Here is a 24691-nt window from a genome sequence, read left to right as displayed (position 1 = left end):
GGCGAACGGCATCACGGGAAAACACGAACGGCTCGGATTTCCGGGCCGTTCTTTTTTTGGAAAGCGCGGAGACGCGGCCCAGCGGTCGGCGCCTGCCGCTTCAGGCCCTATTCGATCGTATAGGTCAGCGTACCCATCTGCCATTGTATCCCGCGGGTATCGAGGTCGCCGGTCCAGGTCTTCTGGAGCCGTGTGACGATCGAAGACACGGTTTCGCGAGCCGCGCTCGCAGCCTTGAGGCCGCGTGTGGCGGGCGCGACATCCTTGAGGTCAACGGGATCGCTCACCACGAGTGCGACCAGCACGCTGTCACCCTTGCCGTCAGCCTCGAAATCGAAGCCATAATAGTCGTCAGGGATGGTGAGCGTCGAGTCGGGGGTCAGCGGGGTGATCTTCTGGGCAAACTCGTTCGGGAAGATCTGCGTCGCCTCGCCCTTGCCGTTGACGTCGAGCAGGATCAGGTTGCCGGCTTTCTTGCTGGTCACGGAAATGTGGAAGACGTCGCCCTTCTTCATCGGGCCGGTACGGTCGAGCTTCACCACGACCTCGCCTGTATCGGGCTTGCCAACGATGTCAGTGACGGCAGCAAGAGGATTGGCATCGACATAGGCCGGCGCGGCCGCCGCGATATTCGTGACCGCAGGCGTCGTCGTCTGGCCAGGCGTTGCGGTATAGGCGGGGTCCGCCGGCACTTCCACCTTGTTGTTCTCGATCTTAACCGGCGTCACAACGGTTTGGGGCTTGGCCTCGGGCTTTGCAACGCTGACCCCCAGCGCACCGGCCTGGGTTTCGAGCTGCGGATCGAGGTTTTGGCAATTCTTCTGCGTCTTGCAATAGGCAGCGCTTTCCGCCTTCACATATTCAAAAAGTTCGGCATTGGAGATCAGCCCATTGCTGTTGGCATCGGCCTTACCGGGTTCGGAACCGGCAATATAGGCCGTGGTGAAGACGCCATGGCGTTTGTCTTCCGGCAGACGCGTGTCGTCCCAGGCGACCTGATAGGGCGCGGCGGCACTCCATGTGGTGATCCCGGCTTCCGTCAGCTTGGCGGGCTTGTCGATCACGCCCGTATCGATGCGGATGCCGCGTGTCAGCTTCTGATCGACAGGCTTTGCAAAGGGGCGCGGCAGATAGCGTGCTCCCTCGATGCCGTTGGCGACGTCCACCGACAGCGAGCGCGAGATGGTGCCGGAATGGCAGGCGTCGATGACGACGGTCACCTGCCGGTCCTTCAGTTTCGCCAGCAGCGGCTCCAACTCATCGTCGAGAATCGTATTGGTGAAATCGGTATCGCCAGGCTTGATGTCGAACGGCGCCAGCGCCTCGTCCATCCCGTCCTCTTCGTCGCCGCTCAAATCCTTCACCTGCAGCCCGTGGCCGGAAAAATAGAGATAGACCCGGTCACCGGGCTTCGTGCCGTCGATGAGCCATTGCTGGATCTGACCGGTGACGGTGTCGCGGGTCGCCTCACCGTCCTTCAGCACCTTGATCGTTTCGGGCGCAAAACCGAGCGTCTTCGTCAAGAGGCCTTGCATGGCGACCACATCGTTCTTTGGGCCATGCAGGAAGAGTTCCGGCGGCAGGTTCTGGTAGGTACCGATGCCGATCAACAGGGCGCGATCGGCGGCGGTGGCCGGACCTGCTGCAAGCGCTGTCGTGGCCAGGAGGCCGGTGGAGGCGAGGAGCCCGCAGAGGCGAGCGCGAAGACGGCGGCGCGAGGAACCAGTCATCGATTTTCCCGTGTGTAGAGCGGCTGGATGGCGATGGCCGTCTCCGTTCCCTCGAGCTGGCCGCGCAGAACGGACAGGAGGGTGGCCGGCGACAGGCTGGTATTGGCGATCGCGTCGCCGATCGGTTTGACCTGTTCGTTGGTGGAGATGACGATCAGATGATCAGCGCCATAGGGCTCGGTGACCTCGAGCTGCTCCAGCGCCGGTGGATTGGCGGCGGCGGCACCAACCTGCATGTCGAGGAACTGCACCTCGCCCGTATTGGCGAGATTGAACACAAGCCGGTTGCGGTAGCCGCTGTCGGGCACGGAAAATGTCATCCGGTCGCCGGCGGCATAGATGTCCTGGAACGGCTTCAGGGATACGTCGCCCGGATTCTTCAGGGCGAGAAATTTCAGAAAGTCCAAAAGGATGAACTTGTCGATAACGCTTTGGACGCGGTCGGCGCCGATGTCTTCGCCGGCCACGTCACCATTCGGCGTTCGGAAGACGCCACTCGCGACATCCCATTCGTAAGGAAGGTCGCCGTCAACGATGTTCTCAAGGGCCGGCGCCTGTCCGATGACCCGCAGGGAGAGCGCCGCATGCCACTGTGGCGGCTCGCCGGTCCCAGGCATCTGCGTAGTCCCGGCGCTCGGCTGGCCGGTTGCCGTCTGGTTCGCGCCGTCCTCAATTGCGACCGGTTCATTTCCCGGCGCCGTCACGGCACGCGATGGGAGCCGGATCACCACCTCGTCCTCAGAGCGCGGCAGTTGCGGGGTGAAGTTCGGCACCTGCAGGGCTTCGGATTCCGACTTCACCACGGCAAAGACGTATTTCTCCAGCTCGACGCGGGTGATGATGTCGTCGCCGTTACGGTCGGCCGCCCCTTCCAGGGCGCGGGCAAAGCTCCAACTGAGAGCTCCGCGCGGTTTGTCGCCGATCACCACTTCAGGGGTCGGCTGGCTTTCGAGCGAGGCGGCCAGCACTGTGGCGAGCTGGAAATTGCTCTCCTTCAGTTTGGCGCCTTCCACAGCCTCTGGCGTCGTGATCGGCAGCTTGACCTTCAACGGCGCTGCCAGCCGCAGCTTGCCGGTGGCCGACCGGCTCATGCCACCGGAGAAGCAGCTGTCGGAGACGAAGAGCACATGCACGCCCTTGGCCTCTGCCTCCTGGAACCAGCTGTTGAGCTCATTGTCGACAATGATTTCCGATTGCGTTTCCTTCGCCCGCGTACGGTCGAAACCCGGCAGCTGGAGAAATTCGTCAAGGCCGTCGGCCTCATCGCCGGCCACCAGTTCGGGCATCTGCGCGCCGTGGCCGGCGTAATGGAAGATGATCGTGTCGCCGGCGCCCGCTCTTTCGACTTCTTCCTGCCAGGCCCTGCGGATATCGGCCTTCACGGCCTTCTCGTTGAGGAACTCCGCCACATTGGCAATGCCCGCCTTGCGCAGCGCCTGCCCCACATCCTCGGCGTCCTGTAACGCGCCATCGAGGCTGACATCGTAGGGATAGTGGTTGATGCCGACTACCAGCGCGTAGGTTTCTGCCCGCGCCGTAGCCGCGCCGAAGAGGAGAGCAGCGCCCGTCGCGAGCGCCAGCCTCGCCCTGCCCCATCCCGTCGCCGCGCGGTGCGCCATGGCTCAGTTCCCCGCCTTCTGCACGTCGACCTCGACGCGCCGGTTGAGCTGGTTGAGCTGATCGGTTGTGTAGGCGCTGGCATCATCCGGCTTGAAGGGCTCGCTCTCGCCCTTGCCGACCACCTTCCAGGCGCCGGCGTAACCGGCCTTTGCCAGATATTGGCCGAGGGCATCGGCGCGGGCCACCGACAGCGTCATGTTTGCCTCGTCCGAACCGACCGGATCGGTGTGGCCGATGAGGACGATCTCCTTCGCATCCATCGAGCGAAGGCATTCGGACAAGTCCTTGGCGGCCGCCTCGCCTTCCGGCGTGAACTCCGCCTTGCCGAACACGTAGCGGACCGGCGTCGATTTCTTCTTCAGCGTGACACCGCGGAAATTGACCTTGCAGGGGCCGCGCGAGGCGAGCTTGACCGGTTGATCGGACAGGAGCCGCATTTCCGATGCCAGCTTGTCGAGACGCACGATGTAATCGGCATCCGGCGCCATCCAGTCGGGCGTCACGCTCTCGTCCGAGCCGATTTCGAGAGCGCTCTGGTACGCATCGGAAGCAGCCGCGTAGTTCTTCTGGCCGCGATAGATATCGCCGAGCGCATCGCGCACCTGCCAGGGCGAGGCGAATTCCGTCTGGATGGACTGGAGCTTGGCTTCAAAGCCTTCAAGCGGCGCGCCGCCGGCAACCGCCGTTGCAATCTCGTTGAAGGCGGCAATGCCGGCCACACGCAGGGCAATCGTCTGCTCCTGCGTGGAACAGCCTTCGGTCTTGGTCGCCGCCGTGGCGGCTTCAGCGGTCTTGCCGGCATTCATGGCATCCACCGCAGCCTGGATCGCCGGGCAGGCTGCCGCGGCAGGCGCCGCCGGAAGGAGGGCGAGAAAAGAAGCGATGAGAAAGTATTTCGCGCTCATGAGACTGTCCCCTTCTCGACGGCCACTCGCCAATCCGTTCCACATGCCATCCGCAGACAAGCACTTCCCGTCAAACGCCTGCGGATGGTTCCGTCTCGACTGCCCGCCGACCGGCAGCCGAGAGCTCTGCCAATCCATGCCCCTTTTTCGCGCCCGGGCCTGTTGTCCCGGTAACAGCCAGGAGAAACAGGCCCAACACTGCGCATGTCGCAAAGCGGGCGGCCCGGAGACCGCCCGCCCTTTTATCACTTCACGTCAAACGTCACCATGTTCAGCGTGCTCGCACCATTGTCGGCTTCCGCTTTCTTGGCGAGGCTGATGGCGATGCCCTTGGTGGCCGGCTGGTTGGACCGGGCCACGAGACGGCGCGCATCCTCCGCCGTCATTCTCTTGTCCCCGAGACCCCCGACTCGGCAGAAGGAGATCATCGTTTCGGCCGGCGCGGGCGCATCGAAGGTGATGGTGCCCGAACCCGGCTGCGGAATCTGGCGCCGTTCACCCGGCTGCAGCGTCGTGTTGCCGATCATCGCTGCCGGGATTTCCTCGACGTTCCCCGTCGATTCCACATAGAGAACCTGCAATTCGCAGGCCTCGTTGGCGGTCAGCTCGAAGGAGAGCGGATCGCCGACCTTGGCCGAGGTGGAGCCGACGTAGAGGCCGAGCGTCAGCTTGGAGGGCTGCGGGTCCTGCTTGTAGGCGAGAACCGGCGGCGTATAGGCGGCCGCCTGCTGCTGCGTGGCTGGCTGGGCCTGCTCAGCCACGGCAGGCTGGTTCAGCACGGCCGGATTGCCGCCTTCGATGGCAACGCCGCTCTGCGGATTGAGGAGCGCCGTCGGATCGTAGGTGTAACTGCCGTCCGCGGCCGTATAGACCTGCTTCACGTCCAGCGGCTGCAACTGCATCAACGGGTAGAGCAACACGGCATATTGCAGTTCGAGTTCCAGGCGCGGGATCGTGCCGCCGGATTCCAGCGTGGTGATCCAGTCGAGGCCGAGACGCAGCGCATCAATGTCCTGCACACGACGCATCGATTCGGCGAACTCCTGAGGCGTCATGTCGAACTCGGCCGCAACGGCCTCGTAGTCGAGTTCATCCTCGTACTTGTCCGCGAAGTAGGTGACGAGTTCGGCATTGCCCGGGGCCTGCATGCTCTGCGACAGACCGTCCGGCGTCGGCTCGGTGACGCCGAGCTTGTCGAGGGCGGCCACGAAGCGCTGGCGGTCCTCGTTATAGGCGGCGTCCAGTTGCTCCTGCGGCACATACATCTCAAGGAGCAGATCGCGCTGGTCCTTGGTGAACAGCGTCGACTTGGTGACGATGTCCCTCAGTTGATCGCGCTTCGACAGGATGCCGTTGGCGTGGCAATCGAAGCAGGAACGGGCATTGACGATCTCGACGCCCTTGCCGATCGGCCGCTTGCGGAAGGAGACGATGGCGGTCGGGCCGACATCGAGCTGCTTGCCCTCGGCTGTCGAGAGGTAATAGCCCTGCAGGCCGTTCGGAAGCGAGAAAATCATCTCGCCGCCATCATGCTCGAAAGGCGTCAGGCCGGTATCGAGCGGCTCAAGTTCCTTCGGGCCGTGCGGGAAGCGGGCCAGAACCTGGCGCCCGACATCGCCGCCGAAGTCGTAGGATTTCCAGTAGTAGCCGCCAAAGGGCATGTCGTGCCGCTCCAGCATGCGGTTATGATCCGACACACCCGAAGAGCCGTCGGCAAATCCGGCGCGCACGACCTGACGGCGGCGGATATTCTCGTCCACATCGATGCCGAAGCGGGTTTCCAGATCACGGATCTGCGTCGGCAGCTTCATGAGGTAGTTGTAGAGCTTGGGCTTGGCGGCATTGGCCATGAACCAGTCGATGCGCATGATCGGCAGCACCGTCTGGGTTTCCTTGGCGAGCGCCCGCAGCGTCGGATCGCTGGCGGGATCGATGCCGTAGAAATATTCGCTGATCAACGCATCGTAATCGGCGTTGGACCACTGCAGATCGCGCAGGTCGATGCGCACCAGAAGACCGTTGGTACCATCGACTTCCGTCGGCAGGACGAGTTTGGGACCATAGGACAGCGAGTTCAGCAGCTTCTTGAAGCCGCCGGCGAGCACGTTCATGCGCTTCATGAAGGTGGCGTCGCTCTCGCAGCCCATCATGCCGTTATACTGGTTGCGATAGGAGAAGTAGCGGATGTAGGGCCGGTCCAGTTCGTTGACCTTGCCGATATCGTTCAGCGCCGCTTCCATGAAGTCGCGGTACATCAGCATCGGACGGGTGCGGGACGGCGCGGAGGCGGCGACCGCCTGCGGCACGTCGGCCTTGGAGAGCGAATTGATCCAGTCCTCCAGTGCCTTCACCTCCTCGCCCGTCGGACGCTTGCCAAGCGGCATGCGGCCGCTGGAAATTGAAGTGAAGAGGCGCGACTTGGAGGCATCGCCCGGCACCACGAAGGCGGCATCGGCGGCGATGGAAGCGAGGTCGCCGCTCGAATAGCTCCCCTGAGAGCTTTCGCCCGGTCCATGGCAGTTGCGGCAATATTTGCCGATGAAGGCATCGGCCTGCTGGGCAAGTCCGGCATTGCCGCCGCCAAGGCTGGAATCCGCCGTCTTTTCCGTGCAGACTGCGGTCGGCGACTGCTCGACGCGCTCCGGCGCCTTCTGCTCCTTGTCGGAGAGATAGGCGAACATGGCCGCGCGGTCCTCTTCGCTGAGGACAGACAGTCCCTTGGCGATATGGCGCATGGTGGGATCGTTGATCGGCGAACCCGACAGCTTCTTGCCCTCGTCGATCAGGCCGACCGTGAAGGCCTTGGGATCGGCAGACGCCATCTTGTCCTTGCTGATGTCAGGCGCGACGGCGCCCGTCAGGCCCTTTTCACCCTGATAGGCCCTTTCGAGATCAAGGCCATAGGTGGTGGTGCGCGGCGTGTGGCAATCACCGCAGCCCCCGACGTTTTCCACCAGATAGCGGCCGCGCTCCTTCTGCGTCTCCTCGCGCGCCTGATAAGTCGCGACGTTGAAATGGCTGCGCTTCCACAGGGTGATGGTCGTCTGCCGGCTGAAGGGGAAGGCAATCTCGTGCTCCTTCGAGGCGGCATCGGACTGCTGGAGCGTGTCGATGTAGGCCTTGATGTCGAGAACATCCTCCGGCTTCATGCCGCCATAGGAGGTGTAGGGCATGACAGGATAGAGGTTTTTGCCCTCGCCATCGACGCCGACCATGACAGCGTTGAGGAAGCGTGCATTGCTCCAGCCACCGATGCCGGCGCCGCCGGGCGAGATGTTCGGGGCATAGAATTTCCCGATCGCGGTATCCATGACCATCCCGCCGGACAGCAATTCGGTATTGTCGCCCGACCCGTGGCAGGCGCCGCAGCCGGCAGCGTTGAACAGGTACTTTCCGTTATCGGGATTGGCCTTGTAGGTTGCGAAGGCGTCATCCGCGAACGGCTCTGGCGCGGCGTTTGCGGGCGGACAGTGGACGAGCACGGCGAGACCGAAGGCCAGAAGGGCGAAAGCCCTGGCAAACGGCGGCTCGGACGAACGCTCCTGCGACATCTTGCGGAACAGCCCCATGGCATGCCCTCCTTTTGAAAGAAACACGTCTCACATCAACATTTGAAGGCCGGGTTCGCCGTTCCCGCAGGAACAGGGCGCACGACCGGCCGCTTTTCAGCGGAACTGAAACTGCTCGAATTCGACCCGGCGCGGCTTCTTGCCGAGCTCCGCGAGGCCCTTTTCGATCGCCATGCGCAAGGGCGGGGGACCGCAGAACCACAGATCCGCTTCCCCCGGCTCGACCACGCTCTTGGCCGCAAGCTTTGCAGCATCAAGCCGCCCGTCGACGGTCGAATCATGCAGGACGAAACTGAAATTCGACAATTTCTCGGCCTGCGCCTCGAAGGTCTCGAGCCCGATCGCCTCGTTGCGGTCGCGTACGCAATAGACCATGTGGATGTCCTGGCCTTCATCGCCCTTCAGGCGGCTGGCCATGGCGAGGAAGGGCGTCACGCCGATGCCGCCGGCCAGCCAGATCTGCTTCTTGCCGCCCCGGCGATGATTGAAATGACCGTAGCCCCCTTCGAGTGTCAGGCTATCGCCAATGCTCACCGACTCGCGCAGCGCCTTGGTGTAATCGCCGAGCGCCTTGATGGCGAAGCGCACCGTCCCGTCATCGTCGATGCCGGCGATGGTAAAGGGATGCGGCTCACGCAGGCCCGACTTGTTGACCCGGAAAAAACCGAACTGGCCGGGCTTGGCGCGCAGAGGCCGTCCCGTGGGACGCGCGGTGATAATAGTCGCGCCGTCATGGCGAAGCACATCGGACACGACGTAGGCACGCGTGCGCAGCCAGGGCAGCGCCTGCGTGTAGATGTAGCTACAGATGCCGATGAGAGCGAAGAGGTTGAGATAGGTCGCAATCAGCGCCGTGCCGTCATAGGGACGCTTGATGAACATCTGGTGGAAAGCAACGAGAATGAACAGCACGCCGATCAGCCGGTGGCTCCAGCGCCAGATATGATAGGGAAATTCGACCTTGGTGCGCGGCACGACCTTGATGAGGCTGAGCGCCAGCAGCACCACGAAGCCGTAGAAGGCATAATTGCCGAAATCGGCAGCGATCTCGTTCAGACCGCTCGTCAGCGCCAGACCCTTGAAATTCGGCGTGACGAAGTAATGGACAAGGATCAGCGCCAGAACCGAAATGCCAATCTTGCGATGCAACTGGTAGATCCGATCGAGACCGCCGAAATAGGGTTCGATGAAGGGCGGTCGTGTGGCCAGGAATTGGGCGATGGCCATGCCGACAAAGGCCATGGACGACGCCATCAATGAGATCGTTGTCTCAAGATTTGTCGCACTGACCGGTGAGAATGCGGTCAGAAGCCCAGCAAAAACAATCAATGCCCAGACAATAACGGCGCCCATGCCACGCCTGCCCCCAAATGTTTTCGGGCGCTTGAACGCCCTGTCCCCACCCTGAAGACTGGCAAGCGACCACACATTCGTCAACTGCATTTGTAAGTCAAATCTAAGCATGACCAGTTTTCTTCGGGTCAAGCCGTCATCTTCGAACCACAGAAGCAAAAGACCGCCGAATGCGCAGGGCTTTCTCACCAAGACTTGCGCCCCCTGGTATCCCTTTCATACCCCCGCCAGCAGAAGGCCGCGCTGCCCCGCCGCGATCCTGCTATGACCGAGCCCGCGCACCGTCTTCGAGACAAACGAAAACGCCGGACCTTTCGGCCCGGCGTTCTCTCACATCAAATCGATAGAAGCAGCTTATGCTGCTTCAGCCGCTTCGGCTTCGGCAGCAACGCGTGCCGCATCCTTGGCGCCCTTGGCCGCGGTGTCGCGATCGACGAACTCGATAACGGCCATGGCGGCGTTGTCGCCGTGGCGGAAACCGGCCTTCATGATGCGCAGGTAGCCGCCGTTGCGGGTGGCGTAGCGGGTGGCAATCGCATCGAACAGCTTCGAAACGACCGCAACGTCGCGGATCTGCGAGATCGCCTGACGACGCGCGTGCAGGTCGCCGCGCTTGCCGAGGGTAACCAGCTTTTCAACGATCGGACGGATTTCCTTTGCCTTCGGCAGGGTCGTGACGATCTGTTCATGCTCGATGAGCGAGGCAGCCATGTTGGCAAACATCGCCTTGCGGTGGCTGGCGGTCATCCCCAGCTTGCGACCGGCTTTGCGGTGACGCATTGTTTTTCTCCTTCACTTGCAGACTGACAGCCTGCAGTTTGACTTGTTAGTACTGGTCTTCGTAACGCTTGGCGAGATCTTCGATGTTCTCCGGCGGCCAGGCCGGGACTTCCATGCCGAGGTGCAGGCCCATGGAGGCGAGCACTTCCTTGATCTCGTTCAGCGACTTGCGACCGAAGTTCGGCGTGCGCAGCATTTCGGCTTCCGTCTTCTGGATCAGGTCGCCGATGTAGACGATGTTGTCGTTCTTCAGGCAGTTTGCCGAACGGACCGACAGTTCGAGTTCGTCTACCTTCTTGAGCAGCGCCGGGTTGAAGGCGAGCTCGGTCACCGATTCCTCTTCGGTCTCCTTCTGCGGCTCGTCGAAGTTGACGAAGACGGACAGCTGGTCCTGGAGGATGCGGGCGGCGAAGGCGATGGCGTCTTCACCGGTTACGGAACCGTCCGTCTCGATCGACATGGTCAGCTTGTCATAGTCAAGAACCTGGCCCTCGCGGGTGTTCTCGACCTTGTAGGAGACCTTCTTGACCGGCGAGTAGAGGCTGTCGACCGGGATGAGGCCAATCGGAGCGTCTTCGGAACGGTTGCGGTCGGCAGGAACATAGCCCTTGCCATTGTTGACCGTGAATTCCATGCGGATCTCGGCGCCCTCGTCGAGGGTGCAGATCACATGGTTCGGGTTGAGGATCTCGATGTCGCCAACCGTCTGGATGTCGCCGGCCGTGACGACGCCAGGGCCCTGCTTGCGAACGACCATGCGCTTGGCATCGTCGCCGTCCATCTTGATGGCGATTTCCTTGATGTTCAGGACGATGTCGGTGACATCCTCGCGAACACCCGGGATCGAGGAGAATTCATGCAATACGCCGTCGATCTGCACTGCCGTGACGGCAGCACCGCGCAGCGACGACAGAAGCACGCGCCGCAGCGCGTTGCCGAGCGTCAGGCCAAAGCCCCGCTCCAGCGGCTCGGCGACGAGGGTCGCCTTGGTCCGGCCGGAAGAGGTGAACTCAACCTTGTTCGGCTTGATCAGTTCCTGCCAGTTCTTCTGAATCATCTAGTTTGCCTTCCGTTCGCCGTCACCATCCAATCGTGACGACCGAGCCCTGAAGCGCCTGGCCGCCACGGTAGACCGCGACGACCGGCTCCGTTGAATGCACTGATCAGACGCGACGCTTCTTGCGCGGACGGCAACCATTGTGCGGGATCGGCGTAACGTCACGGATGGACGTGATCATGAAGCCGGCAGCCTGCAGGGCGCGCAGAGCCGATTCGCGACCGGAACCCGGACCGCAAACTTCGACTTCGAGGGACTTCATGCCGTGTTCCTGAGCCTTCTTGGCGCAGTCTTCCGCAGCGATCTGGGCAGCAAACGGAGTCGACTTGCGCGAACCCTTGAAGCCCTTGGCGCCAGCCGACGACCAGGCAATCGCATTGCCCTGTGCATCGGTGATGGTGATCATCGTGTTGTTGAACGACGAGTTGACGTGAGCGACGCCCGACGTGATGTTCTTGCGTTCGCGACGGCGTACGCGTGTGGCTTCCTTGGCCATTTTATACCTTTCCTGATCTCTTCGCCGCCGTAATCCCAGCGGCTCCACCTTCGGAGCGAATAGACAAGCAGCGAGTAGCGAATAGGTTTCTACTCGCTACTCGCCAATCGCTAGTCGCCCAGAAATTACTTCTTCTTGCCGGCGATCGCCTTTGCCGGACCCTTGCGGGTGCGGGCATTGGTGTGGGTGCGCTGGCCGCGAACCGGCAGCGAGCGACGATGACGCAGGCCGCGATAGCAGCCGAGGTCCATCAGACGCTTGATGTTCATCGATGTCTCGCGACGCAGGTCACCTTCGACCTGGTAGTCGCGGTCGATGGTTTCGCGGATCTGCAGGACTTCTGCGTCCGTGAGCTGATGCACGCGACGATCAGCCGGGATACCGACCTTCTCGATGATTTCCTGTGCAAACTTCGGGCCGATCCCGTGAATGTAGGTCAGCGCGATGACTACGCGCTTCGCCGTCGGGATGTTGACGCCAGCGATACGTGCCACGTCTCTTCTCCTTGCCTTCCCGCTGCCATCCGGCATGGGGATTTTCGTTACGCAGCCTTTCGGCCACTCGTTCAACAACTGGTGTCCGCAACACGTCGAAAACGACCGCGCCCGGGCTCCGCAATCCGGAAGGCCGCGCCGATCGCCAAAATGTCGCGAGTTGGTGCGGTCCATAGCCGAAAGGCTGCGCGAATGCAACCTTTCGGTCCGACAAATTTACCCGGCGATGGACGTGTCCAAGCGAAGGGAGGGTGGCGGAACGCCGCCGGCCCTGTTTTCAGACCGATGCGAGAATCGCTTCGATATCCGCCGTCACTTTGTCGATATCGGCCATGCCGTCAATCGACTTCAGCTTGCCCTTGGCGTGATAGTAGCCAATCAGCGGTGACGTGTCCTTGTAATAGGACTGAAGACGGGTGCGCACCGTATCGGCATTGTCGTCGGCGCGGCGCTTGAAATGCGTCGAACCGCACTTGTCGCAGACGCCCTCGACCTTCGGCTTCAGGTTTTCGTCGTGATAGCCGGCGCCGCACTGGGCGCAGGTGTAACGACCCGAAACACGTCCGACGAGAACCTCGTCCTCGACACGCAGTTCGATCACGACGGAAAGCTCGATGCCCTTGGCCGACAGCATGGCTTCGACCGAATCGGCCTGCACCAGCGTGCGCGGATAGCCATCGAGAATGAAGCCGTTGGCGCAGTCAGGCTGATCGATTCGCTCCGAGACGATCGCATTGACGATAGCGTCCGAGACGAGCTTGCCGGCGTCCATGACAGCCTTGGCCTGCTTGCCGACCTCCGTGCCTGCCAAAACGGCGGCACGGAGCATGTCACCCGTGGAGAGCTGCGGGATGCCGTGCTTTTCCACGATCCGCTGGGCCTGGGTCCCCTTCCCCGCTCCCGGCGGTCCTAACAGAATTAGTCTCATCGTCCTCCCCTTTTACCGCCGCGCAGCTTCGAGCGCTTGATCAACCCTTCATATTGCTGGGCGATCAGATGGCCTTGAATCTGTGCTACCGTATCAAGGGTGACGCTGACAACAATCAAAAGCGAAGTACCACCAAGGTAGAACGGCACGCCTGCCTCGGCGATGAGAATTTCCGGGAAGACACAGACGACGATCAGATAGATCGCACCGAGCAGGGTGATCCGCGTCAGCACGTAATCGATATATTCCGCGGTCCGCTCACCCGGACGGATACCCGGAATGAAGCCGCCATGCTTCTTGAGATTGTCGGCCGTGTCCTTCGGATTGAAGACGATGGCCGTGTAGAAAAACGCGAAGAAGGCAATGAGCGCGGCATAGAGCGCGATGTAGATCGGCTTGCCGTGACCAAGCGAAGCGATGATCGTCGTCGCCCAGGACGGCAGGGTCGATGTGTCGGTGAAACCCGCCAGCGTCGCCGGCAGCAGCAGCAGCGAGGACGCAAAGATCGCGGGAATCACGCCGGCCGTGTTGAGCTTCAGCGGCAGATGCGAGGTGTCCCCCTGGAACATGCGGTTGCCGACCTGTCGCTTCGGATACTGGATCAGAAGGCGACGCTGGGCGCGTTCCACGAAGACGATCAGCGCGATGATGGCGACGACCATGACGAGGACGCCGAGAATCAGCGGGGTCGACAGCGCACCGGTGCGGCCGAGTTCCAGCGTGCCAGCCAGCGCACCGGGAAGCGCCGCAACGATGCCGGCGAAGATGATGAGCGAAATGCCGTTGCCGATGCCGCGCGAGGTGATCTGCTCACCGAGCCACATCAGGAACATGGTGCCGCCGAGCAGCGAGATGACGGTGGAGATGCGGAAGAACCAGCCCGGATCGAGCACAAGCCCGTTGCCGCTCTCAAGCCCCACCGCGATGCCGTAGGCCTGCAGCGTGCCAAGGAACACCGTGCCGTAGCGGGTGTACTGGTTGATGATCTTGCGGCCCTGCTCGCCTTCCTTCTTCAGCTGCTCGAGCGAGGGAATGACCGACGTCATGAGCTGCACGATGATGGAAGCGGAGATGTAGGGCATGATACCGAGCGCGAAGATCGCCATGCGTTCGACTGCGCCGCCGGCAAACATATTGAACACGCCAAGAATACCGCCGGCCTGGCTCTGGAAGGCATTGGCCACGGCATCGGGATTGATGCCCGGAAGCGGGATGTGCGTCCCGAGACGATAAACGAGGAGCGCTCCGAGCGTGAACCAGAGTCGTTTCTTCAGATCTTCCGCCTTGGCGAAAGTCGAGAAATTCAGGTTTGAAGCGAGCTGTTCGGCTGCAGACGCCATGCGATTCTCCGCCTGACCTGTTTCGGAGGCGGGATGACCGGCATCTCCGAAGAGGCGTTTGATTTCGTAAAGGAGAACCGGCGCGGAGACGTCTGCGTGTGATGCAGGCGCGTGCCTCTACGCGGTTTCCGTTCAACCCGGCCGGCAAAAGTTCCGACGGCCAGATCCGTGAGGCTCACATATGGGAGCAAGGCCGCCCGGATTGAAAGCCGGGCGGCCCTTTATTTTGAAATTATTCCGACGCTTCGGCAGCGACGGGCAGCTTGACTGCGCCGCCGGCCTTCTCGACCTTCTCGACGGCAGCCTTGGAGGCGCCGACGACTTCGAGCGTGACCTTCGAGGTCAGCTCGCCGCCCGAGAGAACGCGAACGCCATCCTTGATGCGACGGATGACGCCGGCAGCCTTGAGGGCTGCGCCGTCGATCGTTGCGGAGGCGTCGAGCTTCTTGGCATCGATCGCCGCCTGGATACGGCCGAGGGAAACCTCGGCGTAGTCGGCGGAGAAGATGTTGTTGAAGCCGCGCTTCGGCAGACGGCGGTAGATGGGCATCTGGCCGCCTTCAAAACCGTTGATGGCAACGCCGGAACGGGCCTTCTGACCCTTCACACCGCGACCACCGGTCTTGCCGGAGCCCGAGCCGATACCGCGGCCGAGACGCTTGCGGTTCTTGGTAGAACCTTCATTGTCCTTGATTTCGTTGAGCTTCATAGAACCCACTCCCTCACTTCTCGTCGACAACGGTGACGAGGTGCTGGACGGCGCGGATCATGCCACGCACTGCCGGCGTGTCTTCCAGCGTCCGTTCCTTGTGCATCTTGTTCAGACCGAGGCCGATCAGCGTCTGGCGCTGGATTGCCGGGCGGCGGATCGGGCTGCCGATCTGCTTGACGGTCACGGTCTTGGTTGCTGCTTCCTTCTTGGCCATGGTCGAAACTCCTTATTCTTCGGAGGCGACGCCGGCGGCAGCGCGACGAGCCTGGAGCGTTGCATACTTGATGCCACGCTGTGCCGCGATGTCCTTCGGGTGCTGCTGGTTCTTGAGGGCGTCGAAGGTGGCGCGAACCATGTTGTACGGGTTCGACGAACCGGTCGACTTGGCAACAACGTCATGCATGCCGAGCGTTTCGAAAACGGCGCGCATCGGACCGCCGGCGATGATGCCGGTACCGGGCTTGGCAGCGCGCAGCAGGACCTTGCCGGCGCCATGGCGGCCGTGCACGTCGTGGTGCAGCGTGCGGCCCGAGCGCAGCGGAACGAAGATCAGGTCGCGCTTGGCAGCTTCGGTTGCCTTGCGGATCGCTTCCGGCACTTCACGTGCCTTGCCGTGGCCGAAGCCGACGCGGCCCTTCTGGTCACCAACGACGACGAGGGCTGCGAAGCCGAAACGACGGCCACCCTTCACCACCTTGGCGACGCGATTGATGGCGACCAGCTTATCAACGAATTCGCTGTCGCGCTCTTCACGGCTGCCGCGATCTTCGCGCGGAGCCCGCTTTTCCTGTGCCATTGTCCTTTACCTTTTTCTTTTCCGGTTCAAACGGCTGACATGGATCAAGGCCGCGAGGTAACGTTGCCGATGGCAACGGCCTATCGCGGCCCGGTGAGTTCCGGCCGGTTGCCCGGCCGGAAAACGATTAGAAGCTCAGGCCGCCTTCGCGGGCAGCTTCGGCAAGCGCCTTGATGCGGCCGTGATAGATGAAGGCGCCGCGGTCGAACACGACTTCCTTCACACCGGCCTTGGAGGCGCGCTCGGCGATCAGCTTGCCGACTTCCGCAGCAGCGGCAACGTCAGCACCGGTCTTGAGCGAGCCGCGCAGCGACGCTTCCAGCGTCGAAGCAGCGGCCAGCGTCTTGCCGGCAACGTCGTCGATAACCTGAACGTAGATGTTCTTCGACGAGCGATGAACCGACAGGCGCGGACGACCGTTGGCGACCGACTTGATGTGGCGGCGCACGCGAGCGGCGCGACGCGCGAGGGTATCTTTCCTGCTAGCCATTTCGCGTGATCCTTACTTCTTCTTGCCTTCTTTGCGGACGATCCGCTCTTCGGCATACTTGACGCCCTTGCCCTTGTAGGGCTCCGGACCGCGATATTCGCGGATCTCGGCGGCAACCTGGCCGACCTGCTGCTTGTTGATGCCGGTGATGATGATTTCAGTCGGCTTCGGAACAGCAATCGTGATGCCCTGCGGCGGCTCATACACAACGTCGTGGCTGAAGCCGAGCGCCAGCTGCAGGTTCTTGCCCTGCATGGATGCGCGGTAACCAACGCCGTTGATTTCGAGCTTGCGCTCGTAGCCGTCCTTGACGCCCTTGAAGATGTTTTCGATCATCGTGCGGGACATGCCCCACTTAGAACGTGCATCCTTGCTTTCATTTGCCGGCTGAACCGACACGGCGCCGTCTTCCAGTGCCAGCTTGATATCGTCGTTGGCGACGAAAACCAGCTCGCCCTTGGGGCCCTTGGCAGTGACCTTCTGGCCGTCCACCGACGCGGTTACACCTGCCGGAACCTGAACGGGCTTTTTACCGATACGAGACATGTTGTTATCCTGTCTGTTCGCTAGGGAGATCTCTGCGCTGCCTTAGAAGACAGAGCAGAGAACCTCGCCACCAACATTCTGTTCGCGTGCCTGGTGATCGGCCATCACGCCCTTCGGGGTCGAAAGGATGGTGATGCCGAGGCCGTTCGCGACCTGCGGGATGGACTTCACCGAGACATAGACTCGGCGGCCCGGCTTGGACACACGGTCGATCTTGCGGATCACCGATGCGCCTTCGTAGTACTTCAGCTCGATGCTGAGTTCCGCCTTGCCGTTGTCAAACGCGACTTCGGAATAGCCGCGGATGTAACCTTCGGCCTGGAGGACATCGAGAACGCGGGCGCGCAGCTTGGAAGCCGGGGTCGAAACCGAGGACTTCCGGCGGGCAGCGCCGTTGCGGATGCGGGTGAGCATATCGCCCAAAGGATCAGTCATGGTCATGTGCCCGTCTCCTTACCAGCTCGACTTCACAACACCCGGCACCTTGCCGAAGTTGCCCAGCTCGCGAAGCGCGATACGCGACATACCGAGCTTGCGATAGAATGCACGCGGGCGACCGGTGACTTCGCAACGGTTGCGGACGCGGGTCTTCGAGCCATCACGCGGAAGCGATGCCAGCTTGAGGGTCGCCTTGAAACGCTCTTCAATCGAAAGAGACTGGTTCATGATCACGGCCTTCAGCGCGGCGCGCTTGGCGGCGTGCTGGGAAACCAGCTTGCGGCGGCGCTTGTTCTTTTCAACTGCGCTCGTTTTCGCCATCTAAGTTATCCTTCTATACGCTTGTCGTTACGGTTACTGGCGGAACGGGAAGTTGAACTCTTTCAGAAGAGCCCGTGCTTCGTCGTCCGTCTGTGCCGTCGTGCAAACGATGATGTCCATGCCCCACATCTGATCAACCTTGTCGTAGTTGATCTCCGGGAACACAATGTGCTCCTTGATGCCCATGGCGAAGTTGCCACGGCCGTCGAAGGACTTCGGGTTCAGGCCGCGGAAGTCGCGAACGCGCGGCAGCGCGATGTTGACCAAGCGATCGACGAACTCGAACATGCGGGCGCCGCGCAGCGTCACCTTGGCGCCGATCGGCATGCCTTCACGGACCTTGAAGCCCGCGATGGAGTTGCGTGCGCGGGTGATGACCGGCTTCTGGCCGGCAATCGCTGCGAGGTCGGCGGCAGCAACGGTCGGCTTCTTCGAATCGCCGGTTGCTTCGCCAACGCCCATGTTGATCACGACCTTTTCCAGGCGCGGGATCTGCATTTCGTTGCTGTAGGAGAACTGCTCCTGCAGGGCCTTGCGGATGCGCTCCTGATAGACCTTCTTCAGGCGCGGCTCGTATGCGGTATCAGCCATCGATCACTACTCCCGAACGCTTGGCCACACGGACCTTCTTTTCGCCCTCGATCTTGAAACCGACGCGGGTCGGCTTGCCGTCCTTCGGGTCGGCAACAGCGAGGTTGGACAGGTGAACCGAGGCTTCCTTGGAAATGATGCCGGCTTCCTGCGTCTGGGTCTGGCGCTGATGGCGCTTGACGACGTTGATGCCACGGACGACCGCACGGTCTTCCTTCGGCATCACCTGGAGAACTTCACCGGTACGGCCCTTGTCCTTGCCGGTGAGAACGACGACCTTGTCGCCTTTGCGAATCTTCTGCATCTCGTTTCGCTCCTTACAGTACTTCGGGAGCCAGCGAGATGATCTTCATGTGGTTCTTGGCGCGAAGTTCGCGCGGAACCGGTCCGAAGATACGGGTGCCGATCGGCTCTTTCTTGTTGTCGATGAGGACGGCTGCGTTGTTGTCAAAGCGAATCACGCTGCCATCGGGACGACGGATATCCTTGGCGGTGCGAACCACAACCGCCTTCATCACGTCACCCTTCTTCACGCGGCCGCGCGGGATGGCTTCCTTGATCGATACGACGATGATGTCGCCAATCGAAGCGTACTTACGCTTGGAGCCGCCCAGCACCTTGATGCACATGACACGACGTGCGCCGGAATTATCCGCCACGTCGAGGTTTGTTTGCATCTGAATCATGTCAGGTCGCCTTCTTGTTGTGACCGGACCGGTTGGGCATCCCGGATAAGGACGCCCCCTGTTCCAGCTTATGAAAGTTCATGTTTTCGCGCGGGATCGATCGTTGCCAAGGTGGTTTCCTCAGTGCCTTCCGGTTCAGTGAACCTCAGGCCGGGACCTTCCGTGCGCTAAAAGCAAAAGACGCTCGAATGCACCGAGCGTCCTTGCGGCTCTTCATACCGATTTTCGCGCGAAGGGCAAGAGCCCGTCGCCTCGAAAACCCGAGAAATCAGGCCTGGGCGGCCGAAATGACGACCCAGCGCTTGTCCTTGGAGATCGGTGCGCACTCTTCGATAGAGACCACGTCACCAACCTTGAACTGGTTGGCTTCGTCGTGGGCCTTGTACTTCTTGGAGCGGCGGACGGTCTTCTGGAAGATCGGGTGAGCGAATCGGCGCTCGACCCGAACGACCACGGTCTTGTCGTTCTTGTCGGAGACGACGGTGCCCTGCAGAATGCGTTTCGGCATTTTTTCTTGGTCCTTAGGCCTTGGCTTCTGCCGCCTTCTGGCGGGCAATGGTCTTGATGCGCGCGATGTCCTTGCGGACTTCGGTGATGCGCGAGGGCTTTTCGAGCTGGCCGGTGGCCTGCTGGAAGCGCAGGTTGAACTGCTCCTTCTTCAGCTTGGCGAGCTCGTCGTTGAGTTGGTCGAGGCTGAATGCCCGAACATCTGCGGCTTTCATCGGCTTTACTCCTTACTCTGCGATACGCTGCACGAAGCGCGTCTTGACAGAGAGTTTCGCAGCACCGAGACGAAGCGCCTCGCGGGCGATTTCTTCGTTGACGCCGTCGATTTCAAACATCATGCGGCCGGGCTTGACCTTGCATGCCCAGTATTCGACCGACCCCTTACCCTTACCCATGCGGACTTCGGTGGGCTTTGCCGTCACCGGCACGTCGGGGAACACACGGATCCAGACGCGGCCGGCACGCTTCATGTAACGCGTGATCGCGCGGCGGGCCGCTTCGATCTCGCGTGCGTTGACGCGGTTCGGTTCAAGAGACTTCAGGCCGAATTCGCCGAAGGCCAGGTCGAAACCGCCCTTTGCGACGCCCTTGATGCGGCCCTTGAACTGCTTGCGGTACTTTGTACGCTTTGGCTGCAACATTTTTTTACTTCTCCGATATTGGCTGCCAAACGCGACTGTTACGCGTTTTCACGACGACGGTCGCCACGGTCACCGCGGTCGCCACGTTCGCGGCTTGCAGGACCCTGTGCATCATTTTCGCTTGCGCGACGCTCGGAGGCCATCGGATCGTGCTCAAGGATTTCGCCCTTGAAGATCCAGACCTTGATGCCGCAGATACCGAATGCGGTTTCGGCTTCAGCCGTCCCGTAGTCGATGTCGGCGCGCAGCGTGTGCAGCGGAACGCGGCCTTCGCGGTACCATTCGGTACGAGCGATTTCAGCGCCACCCAGGCGGCCGGCGCAGGTGATCTTGATGCCTTCGGCCCCAAGACGCATGGCCGACTGAACAGAGCGCTTCATGGCGCGGCGGAAAGCCACGCGGCGCTCGAGCTGCTGGGCGATCGACTGGGCAACCAGCGTCGCATCCACTTCCGGCTTGCGCACTTCAACGATGTTGAGGTGCGTTTCCGAGTTAGTCATCGTCGAGATCTTCTTGCGAAGCTTCTCGATGTCCGCACCCTTCTTGCCGATGATCAGACCCGGGCGAGCCGAGTGGATCGTGACGCGGCACTTCTTGTGCGGACGCTCGATGACGACCTTGGAGATGCCGGCCTGCTTGAGTTCCTTCATCAGGTAGGCGCGGATCTTCAGGTCTTCATGCAGCAGCTGGCCGTATTCGGCGTTGTCGGCGAACCAACGGCTGTCCCAGGTACGGTTGATGCCGAGGCGGAAACCGATCGGATTGATTTTCTGACCCATTATGCGGCCTCCCCTTTGGCTTCGACTTCGCGCACGACGATCGTCAGGTGCGAGAAGGGCTTCTCGACGCGCGATGCACGGCCGCGACCGCGGGCGTGGAACCGCTTCATGACGATCGACTTGCCGACGAATGCCTCGGCTACGATCAGCGAATCGACGTCGAGATCATGGTTGTTCTCGGCGTTGGCGATTGCACTTTCGAGCGTCTTCTTGACGGTGTCTGCAATCCGCTTGCGCGAGAATTCCAGTTCCGCCAGGGCGCGATCGACCTTCTTGCCGCGGATCATCGCCGCGACGAGGTTCAGCTTCTGCGGGCTGACGCGGATCGTGCGCGCAACGGCCTGCGCCTCGTTGTCCTTGAGCCGGCGTTCGGCTTTAGCCTTGCCCATTGTTACTTCCTCTTCGCCTTCTTGTCCGCACCGTGACCGTAATAGGTCCGGGTGGGAGCGAATTCACCAAACTTGTGGCCGACCATGTCTTCATTGACGGCCACCGGGATGTGCTTCGAGCCATTGTAGACGCCGAAGGTGAGACCCACGAACTGCGGCAGGATCGTGGAGCGACGGCTCCAGATCTTGATCACTTCACTGCGGCCGCCTTCACGAACCTTCTCAGCCTTCTTGAGAAGATAGCCGTCGACGAACGGACCTTTCCAAACTGAACGAGCCATATCTAGACTATCCTCTTACTTCTTGCGCTGATGGCGCGAACGCATGATGAACTTGTCGGTCGACTTGTTCGAACGCGTACGCTTGCCCTTGGTCGGCTTGCCCCACGGAGAAACCGGGTGACGGCCACCAGAGGTGCGGCCTTCACCACCGCCGTGCGGGTGGTCGACCGGGTTCATGACGACACCGCGGTTGTGCGGGGTCTTGCCGCGCCAGCGGGTACGACCGGCCTTGCCGTCGTTGATGTTGCCGTGGTCCGGGTTGGAGACGGCGCCGACGGAGGCGAGGCACGAGGCGTGAACGAGGCGCTGTTCGCCCGAGTTCAGGCGAAGGATCGCCATGCCCTGGTCACGACCGACGAGCTGGGCATAGGCACCAGCCGAACGGGCGATCTGACCACCCTTGCCGGGCTTCATTTCCACGTTGTGGATGATGGAGCCGACCGGGATGTAGGCGAGCGGCATCGCGTTGCCGGGCTTGACGTCAACGGCGCCGGTGGACGCGATGACCTTGTCGCCGGCAGACAGACGCTGCGGAGCCAGGATGTAGGCCAGTTCGCCATCCGTGTAGCGGATGAGGGCGATGAAGGCCGTGCGGTTCGGGTCGTATTCCAGACGCTCGACCGTCCCTTCGACGTCGAACTTACGACGCTTGAAGTCGATCAGGCGGTAGGTCCGCTTGTGACCGCCGCCGATGAAGCGGGCGGTGATGCGGCCGAGGTTGTTACGTCCACCGCTCTTGGTAAGACCCTCGGTCAGCGCCTTGACCGGCTTGCCCTTGTAGAGCGCAGACCGATCCACGATGACCAGCTGACGCTGGCTCGGGGTCGTCGGATTGAAGCTTTTCAATGCCATTGTTCTTATCCTCAAAGACCGGTGGAGACGTCGATCGTCTGGCCTTCAGCCAGCGTGACGATGGCCTTCTTGACGTCCTGCTGCTTGCCGATGAAGCCGCGGAAGCGCTTGACCTTGCCCTTGCGGACCAGCGTGTTCACAGCCGTGACCTTGACGCCGAAGAGAGCTTCGACGGCGGCCTTGATTTCCGGCTTGCTGGCGCGCTTGGCGACGTTGAAAACGATCTGGTTGTGTTCGGAAACCAGCGTCGACTTTTCGGTGATCGAAGGAGACACGATCACATCGTAATGGCGAAGATCCGTCACTTGAACCGCTCCTCAAGGGCTTCTACCGCTGCCTTGGAAAGCACGAGCTTGCCGCGGCGCAGGATGTCGTAAACATTGATGCCCTGGATCGGCAGAACGTCCACGTTCGGGATGTTCTTGGCAGCGAGCTTGAAGTTGTTGTCGAGCTCGGCGCCACCGATGATCAGCGCGTTGGTGAGGCCAAGCGATGCAAATACACCGGTCAGGGCCTTGGTCTTGGCGTCGGCCGCAACGAGGTCGTCAACGACGATCAGGTCTTCCGACTTCAGCTTTGCGGACAGAGCGTGGCGCAGGCCGAGCGCACGAACCTGCTTGGGCAGGTCATGGGCGTGGCTGCGGGTCACGGGGCCATGGGCCCGGCCGCCGCCGCGGAACTGCGGTGCGCGTGCCGAATGGTGGCGGGCGCGACCGGTGCCCTTCTGCTTGTACATCTTGGCACCCGTGCGGGACACCTCGGCGCGGGTCTTGGTCTGGTGCGTGCCCTGCTGACGCTTGGCAAGCTGCCAGCGCACGACGCGAGCAATGATGTCTTCGCGGGGTTCGAGGCCGAAAATGGCGTCAGAAAGGGAAACCTTTCCCGCGTCCTTGCCCTCGAGGGTTTTGACGGTGAGATCCATGTGATCCGGCTCCCTTACTTAGCTTCTGCAGCGCGCAGGCCGGCCGGGCGCGGAGCGCCTTCCGGAGTGCCCGACTTGATGGCGTCGCGGACGACGATCCAAGCACCCTTGGAACCGGGCACGGCGCCCTTCACGAGGATGAGACCACGGTCTTCGTCGGTGGAGACGACTTCGAGGTTCTGGGTGGTGACGCGGGTCTGGCCCATGTGGCCGGCCATGCGCTTGCCCTTCCAGACCTTGCCCGGATCCTGGTTGTTACCGGTCGAACCGTGCGAACGGTGCGAGACGGAAACACCGTGGGTGGCGCGAAGACCGCCGAAGTTGTGGCGCTTCATGGCGCCGGCAAAGCCCTTACCGATCGTGGTGCCGGTCACGTCGACCAGCTGGCCGGCGACGAAGTGGGCAGCCGTCAGCTCGGAGCCGACGTCGATCAGGTTATCGGTCGATACGCGGAACTCGACAACCTTGGCCTTGGGCTCGACGCTGGCCGCAGCGAAATGGCCGCGCAGCGCCTTGGAAACGTTCTTGACCTTCTTCTGGCCGGCGCCGAGCTGAACAGCGGTGTAGCCGTTCTTCTCTTCCGTACGCTGGCCAACGACCTGGCAGTTCTCCAACCGCAGGACCGTCACCGGGATATGCTCGCCGGCGTCGTTGTAGACGCGGGTCATTCCCACTTTCTGTGCAATCACACCTGAACGCATGGTTCATTCCTCTTGAGAGTCGCTGCCGGCTCAGGAGAACCGGCTTGCCTCTTGTTTAAGGATTCCTGTGAGCCCTTCCAGACTTTCAGGTTTCCCGTTTCGAGAAGTCGTTGGCAGGATCTGCCACGTACCTTCCTTGTTATTTCGGCTCTCGCCGGAATTTCTTACAGCTTGATCTCGACGTCCACGCCGGCAGCCAGGTCGAGCTTCATCAGCGCATCGACGGTCTGCGGGGTCGGGTCAACAATATCGAGAAGGCGCTTGTGGGTGCGCATTTCGAACTGTTCACGGCTCTTCTTGTCCACGTGGGGCGAACGGTTGACCGTAAACTTTTCAATGCGCGTGGGCAGCGGCACGGGACCACGGACCGAAGCGCCCGTGCGCTTGGCCGTCGAAACGATTTCCCGCGTCGAGGCGTCAAGAATCCGATGATCAAACGCCTTGAGGCGGATGCGGATATTTTGGCCGTTCATTCGACTTGTCCTTGTTCTTGTTAAGCGAATGCCTCGAGACGAGGCGGTTCGTCATTTCTTAATCCGGGTGCTGCTGCTTCAAAGATCACAGGGAGCGAAGCACCCTGTCGGTAATCTCACAAAACGACCCGCCACATATACGGAATCGGCGCCCGATACAATGCTCGGACGCCCGCGGAGGGACATTTTTTTGCCCTTCCGCCAATTCGAGAGGCACACGGATGAAAACCGCGTGCTTCGCCCAGCAATTCATCAAGTGGCGGCGGCCAAAGCCACCGCCATTCACCGATTACT

General features: G+C 61.6%; 32 protein-coding genes. All 32 read right to left on the bottom strand.

What is annotated here, in order from left to right:
- Window positions 1–107 precede the first annotated feature (107 nt).
- The gene (locus tag F3H41_RS01740; RefSeq protein WP_149736858.1) at window positions 108–1730 is read right to left on the bottom strand and encodes a caspase family protein; all 1623 of its coding nucleotides are present in this window, start codon (window positions 1728–1730) and stop codon (window positions 108–110) included.
- A complete protein-coding gene (locus F3H41_RS01735) occupies window positions 1727–3349 on the bottom strand; it encodes a caspase family protein (protein ID WP_149736857.1) in 1623 nt (540 codons plus the stop codon). The genes F3H41_RS01740 and F3H41_RS01735 overlap by 4 nt, the downstream gene beginning before the upstream one ends.
- A 3-nt stretch (window positions 3350–3352) precedes the next feature.
- A complete protein-coding gene (locus F3H41_RS01730; protein WP_149736856.1) occupies window positions 3353–4255 on the bottom strand; it encodes an OmpA family protein in 903 nt (300 codons plus the stop codon).
- 245 nt (window positions 4256–4500) lie between these two features.
- A complete protein-coding gene (locus F3H41_RS01725; RefSeq protein ID WP_149736855.1) occupies window positions 4501–7824 on the bottom strand; it encodes a c-type cytochrome in 3324 nt (1107 codons plus the stop codon).
- 96 nt (window positions 7825–7920) lie between these two features.
- Window positions 7921–9078 carry a ferric reductase-like transmembrane domain-containing protein gene (locus F3H41_RS01720; protein ID WP_244616044.1) on the bottom strand — a complete coding sequence of 386 codons (1158 nt, stop codon included), beginning with the start codon at window positions 9076–9078 and terminating at the stop codon, window positions 7921–7923.
- A gap of 453 nt (window positions 9079–9531) precedes the next feature.
- Entirely contained in the window at window positions 9532–9957 is a 426-nt protein-coding gene (gene rplQ, locus F3H41_RS01715) for a 50S ribosomal protein L17 (protein ID WP_149736853.1), read from the bottom strand.
- A 46-nt stretch (window positions 9958–10003) separates the two neighbouring features.
- Complete coding sequence (locus F3H41_RS01710; protein ID WP_149736852.1) at window positions 10004–11014, bottom strand: DNA-directed RNA polymerase subunit alpha; 1011 nt, start codon at window positions 11012–11014, stop codon at window positions 10004–10006.
- Between the two features lie 106 nt (window positions 11015–11120).
- Window positions 11121–11510, bottom strand: coding sequence for a 30S ribosomal protein S11 (rpsK, locus tag F3H41_RS01705; protein ID WP_003536496.1), 390 nt, complete (start codon window positions 11508–11510; stop codon window positions 11121–11123).
- 125 nt (window positions 11511–11635) lie between these two features.
- On the bottom strand, window positions 11636–12004 hold the full coding sequence (gene rpsM / locus F3H41_RS01700; protein WP_149736851.1) for a 30S ribosomal protein S13: 369 nt from the start codon (window positions 12002–12004) through the stop codon (window positions 11636–11638).
- A 277-nt stretch (window positions 12005–12281) separates the two neighbouring features.
- Window positions 12282–12932: an adenylate kinase gene (locus F3H41_RS01695; protein ID WP_149736850.1), complete on the bottom strand. Its 651-nt coding sequence runs from the start codon at window positions 12930–12932 to the stop codon at window positions 12282–12284.
- Entirely contained in the window at window positions 12929–14272 is a 1344-nt protein-coding gene (gene secY / locus F3H41_RS01690; RefSeq protein WP_149736849.1) for a preprotein translocase subunit SecY, read from the bottom strand. Before secY ends, F3H41_RS01695 begins: the two co-directional genes overlap by 4 nt.
- 232 nt (window positions 14273–14504) lie before the next feature.
- Window positions 14505–14981 carry a 50S ribosomal protein L15 gene (gene rplO, locus F3H41_RS01685; RefSeq protein WP_149736848.1) on the bottom strand — a complete coding sequence of 159 codons (477 nt, stop codon included), beginning with the start codon at window positions 14979–14981 and terminating at the stop codon, window positions 14505–14507.
- A gap of 13 nt (window positions 14982–14994) precedes the next feature.
- Window positions 14995–15198 (bottom strand): 50S ribosomal protein L30, encoded by a 204-nt coding sequence (gene rpmD, locus F3H41_RS01680; protein ID WP_149736847.1) that lies wholly within the window; start codon window positions 15196–15198, stop codon window positions 14995–14997.
- Window positions 15199–15210: 12 nt separating this feature from the next.
- On the bottom strand, window positions 15211–15780 hold the full coding sequence (rpsE, locus tag F3H41_RS01675) for a 30S ribosomal protein S5 (protein WP_149736846.1): 570 nt from the start codon (window positions 15778–15780) through the stop codon (window positions 15211–15213).
- A gap of 127 nt (window positions 15781–15907) precedes the next feature.
- Window positions 15908–16270, bottom strand: a complete 363-nt coding sequence (gene rplR, locus F3H41_RS01670; protein WP_149736845.1) for a 50S ribosomal protein L18 — start codon at window positions 16268–16270, stop codon at window positions 15908–15910.
- A gap of 12 nt (window positions 16271–16282) precedes the next feature.
- Entirely contained in the window at window positions 16283–16816 is a 534-nt protein-coding gene (gene rplF / locus F3H41_RS01665) for a 50S ribosomal protein L6 (protein ID WP_149736844.1), read from the bottom strand.
- A gap of 42 nt (window positions 16817–16858) precedes the next feature.
- Window positions 16859–17257: a 30S ribosomal protein S8 gene (gene rpsH, locus F3H41_RS01660; RefSeq protein WP_149736843.1), complete on the bottom strand. Its 399-nt coding sequence runs from the start codon at window positions 17255–17257 to the stop codon at window positions 16859–16861.
- 12 nt (window positions 17258–17269) lie between these two features.
- A complete protein-coding gene (gene rpsN, locus F3H41_RS01655) occupies window positions 17270–17575 on the bottom strand; it encodes a 30S ribosomal protein S14 (protein ID WP_149736842.1) in 306 nt (101 codons plus the stop codon).
- A gap of 33 nt (window positions 17576–17608) precedes the next feature.
- Window positions 17609–18166 (bottom strand): 50S ribosomal protein L5, encoded by a 558-nt coding sequence (rplE, locus tag F3H41_RS01650; RefSeq protein WP_149736841.1) that lies wholly within the window; start codon window positions 18164–18166, stop codon window positions 17609–17611.
- Window positions 18159–18470 (bottom strand): 50S ribosomal protein L24, encoded by a 312-nt coding sequence (gene rplX, locus F3H41_RS01645; RefSeq protein ID WP_149736840.1) that lies wholly within the window; start codon window positions 18468–18470, stop codon window positions 18159–18161. The genes rplE and rplX overlap by 8 nt, the downstream gene beginning before the upstream one ends.
- Window positions 18471–18483: 13 nt before the next feature.
- Entirely contained in the window at window positions 18484–18852 is a 369-nt protein-coding gene (rplN, locus tag F3H41_RS01640) for a 50S ribosomal protein L14 (protein ID WP_007770138.1), read from the bottom strand.
- Window positions 18853–19120: 268 nt separating this feature from the next.
- A complete protein-coding gene (gene rpsQ, locus F3H41_RS01635; RefSeq protein ID WP_149736839.1) occupies window positions 19121–19360 on the bottom strand; it encodes a 30S ribosomal protein S17 in 240 nt (79 codons plus the stop codon).
- A 13-nt stretch (window positions 19361–19373) separates the two neighbouring features.
- Complete coding sequence (gene rpmC, locus F3H41_RS01630) at window positions 19374–19574, bottom strand: 50S ribosomal protein L29 (RefSeq protein ID WP_149736838.1); 201 nt, start codon at window positions 19572–19574, stop codon at window positions 19374–19376.
- A gap of 12 nt (window positions 19575–19586) precedes the next feature.
- Window positions 19587–20000: a 50S ribosomal protein L16 gene (gene rplP / locus F3H41_RS01625; RefSeq protein ID WP_149736837.1), complete on the bottom strand. Its 414-nt coding sequence runs from the start codon at window positions 19998–20000 to the stop codon at window positions 19587–19589.
- Window positions 20001–20038: 38 nt separating this feature from the next.
- Window positions 20039–20779 (bottom strand): 30S ribosomal protein S3, encoded by a 741-nt coding sequence (gene rpsC / locus F3H41_RS01620; protein ID WP_149736836.1) that lies wholly within the window; start codon window positions 20777–20779, stop codon window positions 20039–20041.
- Window positions 20779–21168 carry a 50S ribosomal protein L22 gene (gene rplV, locus F3H41_RS01615; protein WP_149736835.1) on the bottom strand — a complete coding sequence of 130 codons (390 nt, stop codon included), beginning with the start codon at window positions 21166–21168 and terminating at the stop codon, window positions 20779–20781. Before rplV ends, rpsC begins: the two co-directional genes overlap by 1 nt.
- Window positions 21169–21170: 2 nt before the next feature.
- Complete coding sequence (gene rpsS / locus F3H41_RS01610; RefSeq protein WP_023517272.1) at window positions 21171–21449, bottom strand: 30S ribosomal protein S19; 279 nt, start codon at window positions 21447–21449, stop codon at window positions 21171–21173.
- 15 nt (window positions 21450–21464) lie between these two features.
- Window positions 21465–22301, bottom strand: a complete 837-nt coding sequence (rplB, locus tag F3H41_RS01605) for a 50S ribosomal protein L2 (protein WP_149736834.1) — start codon at window positions 22299–22301, stop codon at window positions 21465–21467.
- 11 nt (window positions 22302–22312) lie between these two features.
- Window positions 22313–22606 carry a 50S ribosomal protein L23 gene (locus F3H41_RS01600; protein ID WP_149736833.1) on the bottom strand — a complete coding sequence of 98 codons (294 nt, stop codon included), beginning with the start codon at window positions 22604–22606 and terminating at the stop codon, window positions 22313–22315.
- Entirely contained in the window at window positions 22603–23223 is a 621-nt protein-coding gene (rplD, locus tag F3H41_RS01595; RefSeq protein WP_149736832.1) for a 50S ribosomal protein L4, read from the bottom strand. The genes F3H41_RS01600 and rplD overlap by 4 nt, the downstream gene beginning before the upstream one ends.
- Window positions 23224–23237: 14 nt before the next feature.
- Window positions 23238–23924: a 50S ribosomal protein L3 gene (rplC, locus tag F3H41_RS01590; RefSeq protein ID WP_149736831.1), complete on the bottom strand. Its 687-nt coding sequence runs from the start codon at window positions 23922–23924 to the stop codon at window positions 23238–23240.
- A gap of 164 nt (window positions 23925–24088) precedes the next feature.
- Window positions 24089–24397 carry a 30S ribosomal protein S10 gene (gene rpsJ, locus F3H41_RS01585; RefSeq protein WP_003507767.1) on the bottom strand — a complete coding sequence of 103 codons (309 nt, stop codon included), beginning with the start codon at window positions 24395–24397 and terminating at the stop codon, window positions 24089–24091.
- Window positions 24398–24691: the final 294 nt, after the last annotated feature.

Origin of the sequence: Rhizobium sp. RU20A, assembly GCF_900155885.1 — a bacterium.
GTDB lineage: Bacteria > Pseudomonadota > Alphaproteobacteria > Rhizobiales > Rhizobiaceae > RU20A.
This window is presented reverse-complemented; position numbering and strand designations above follow the sequence as displayed.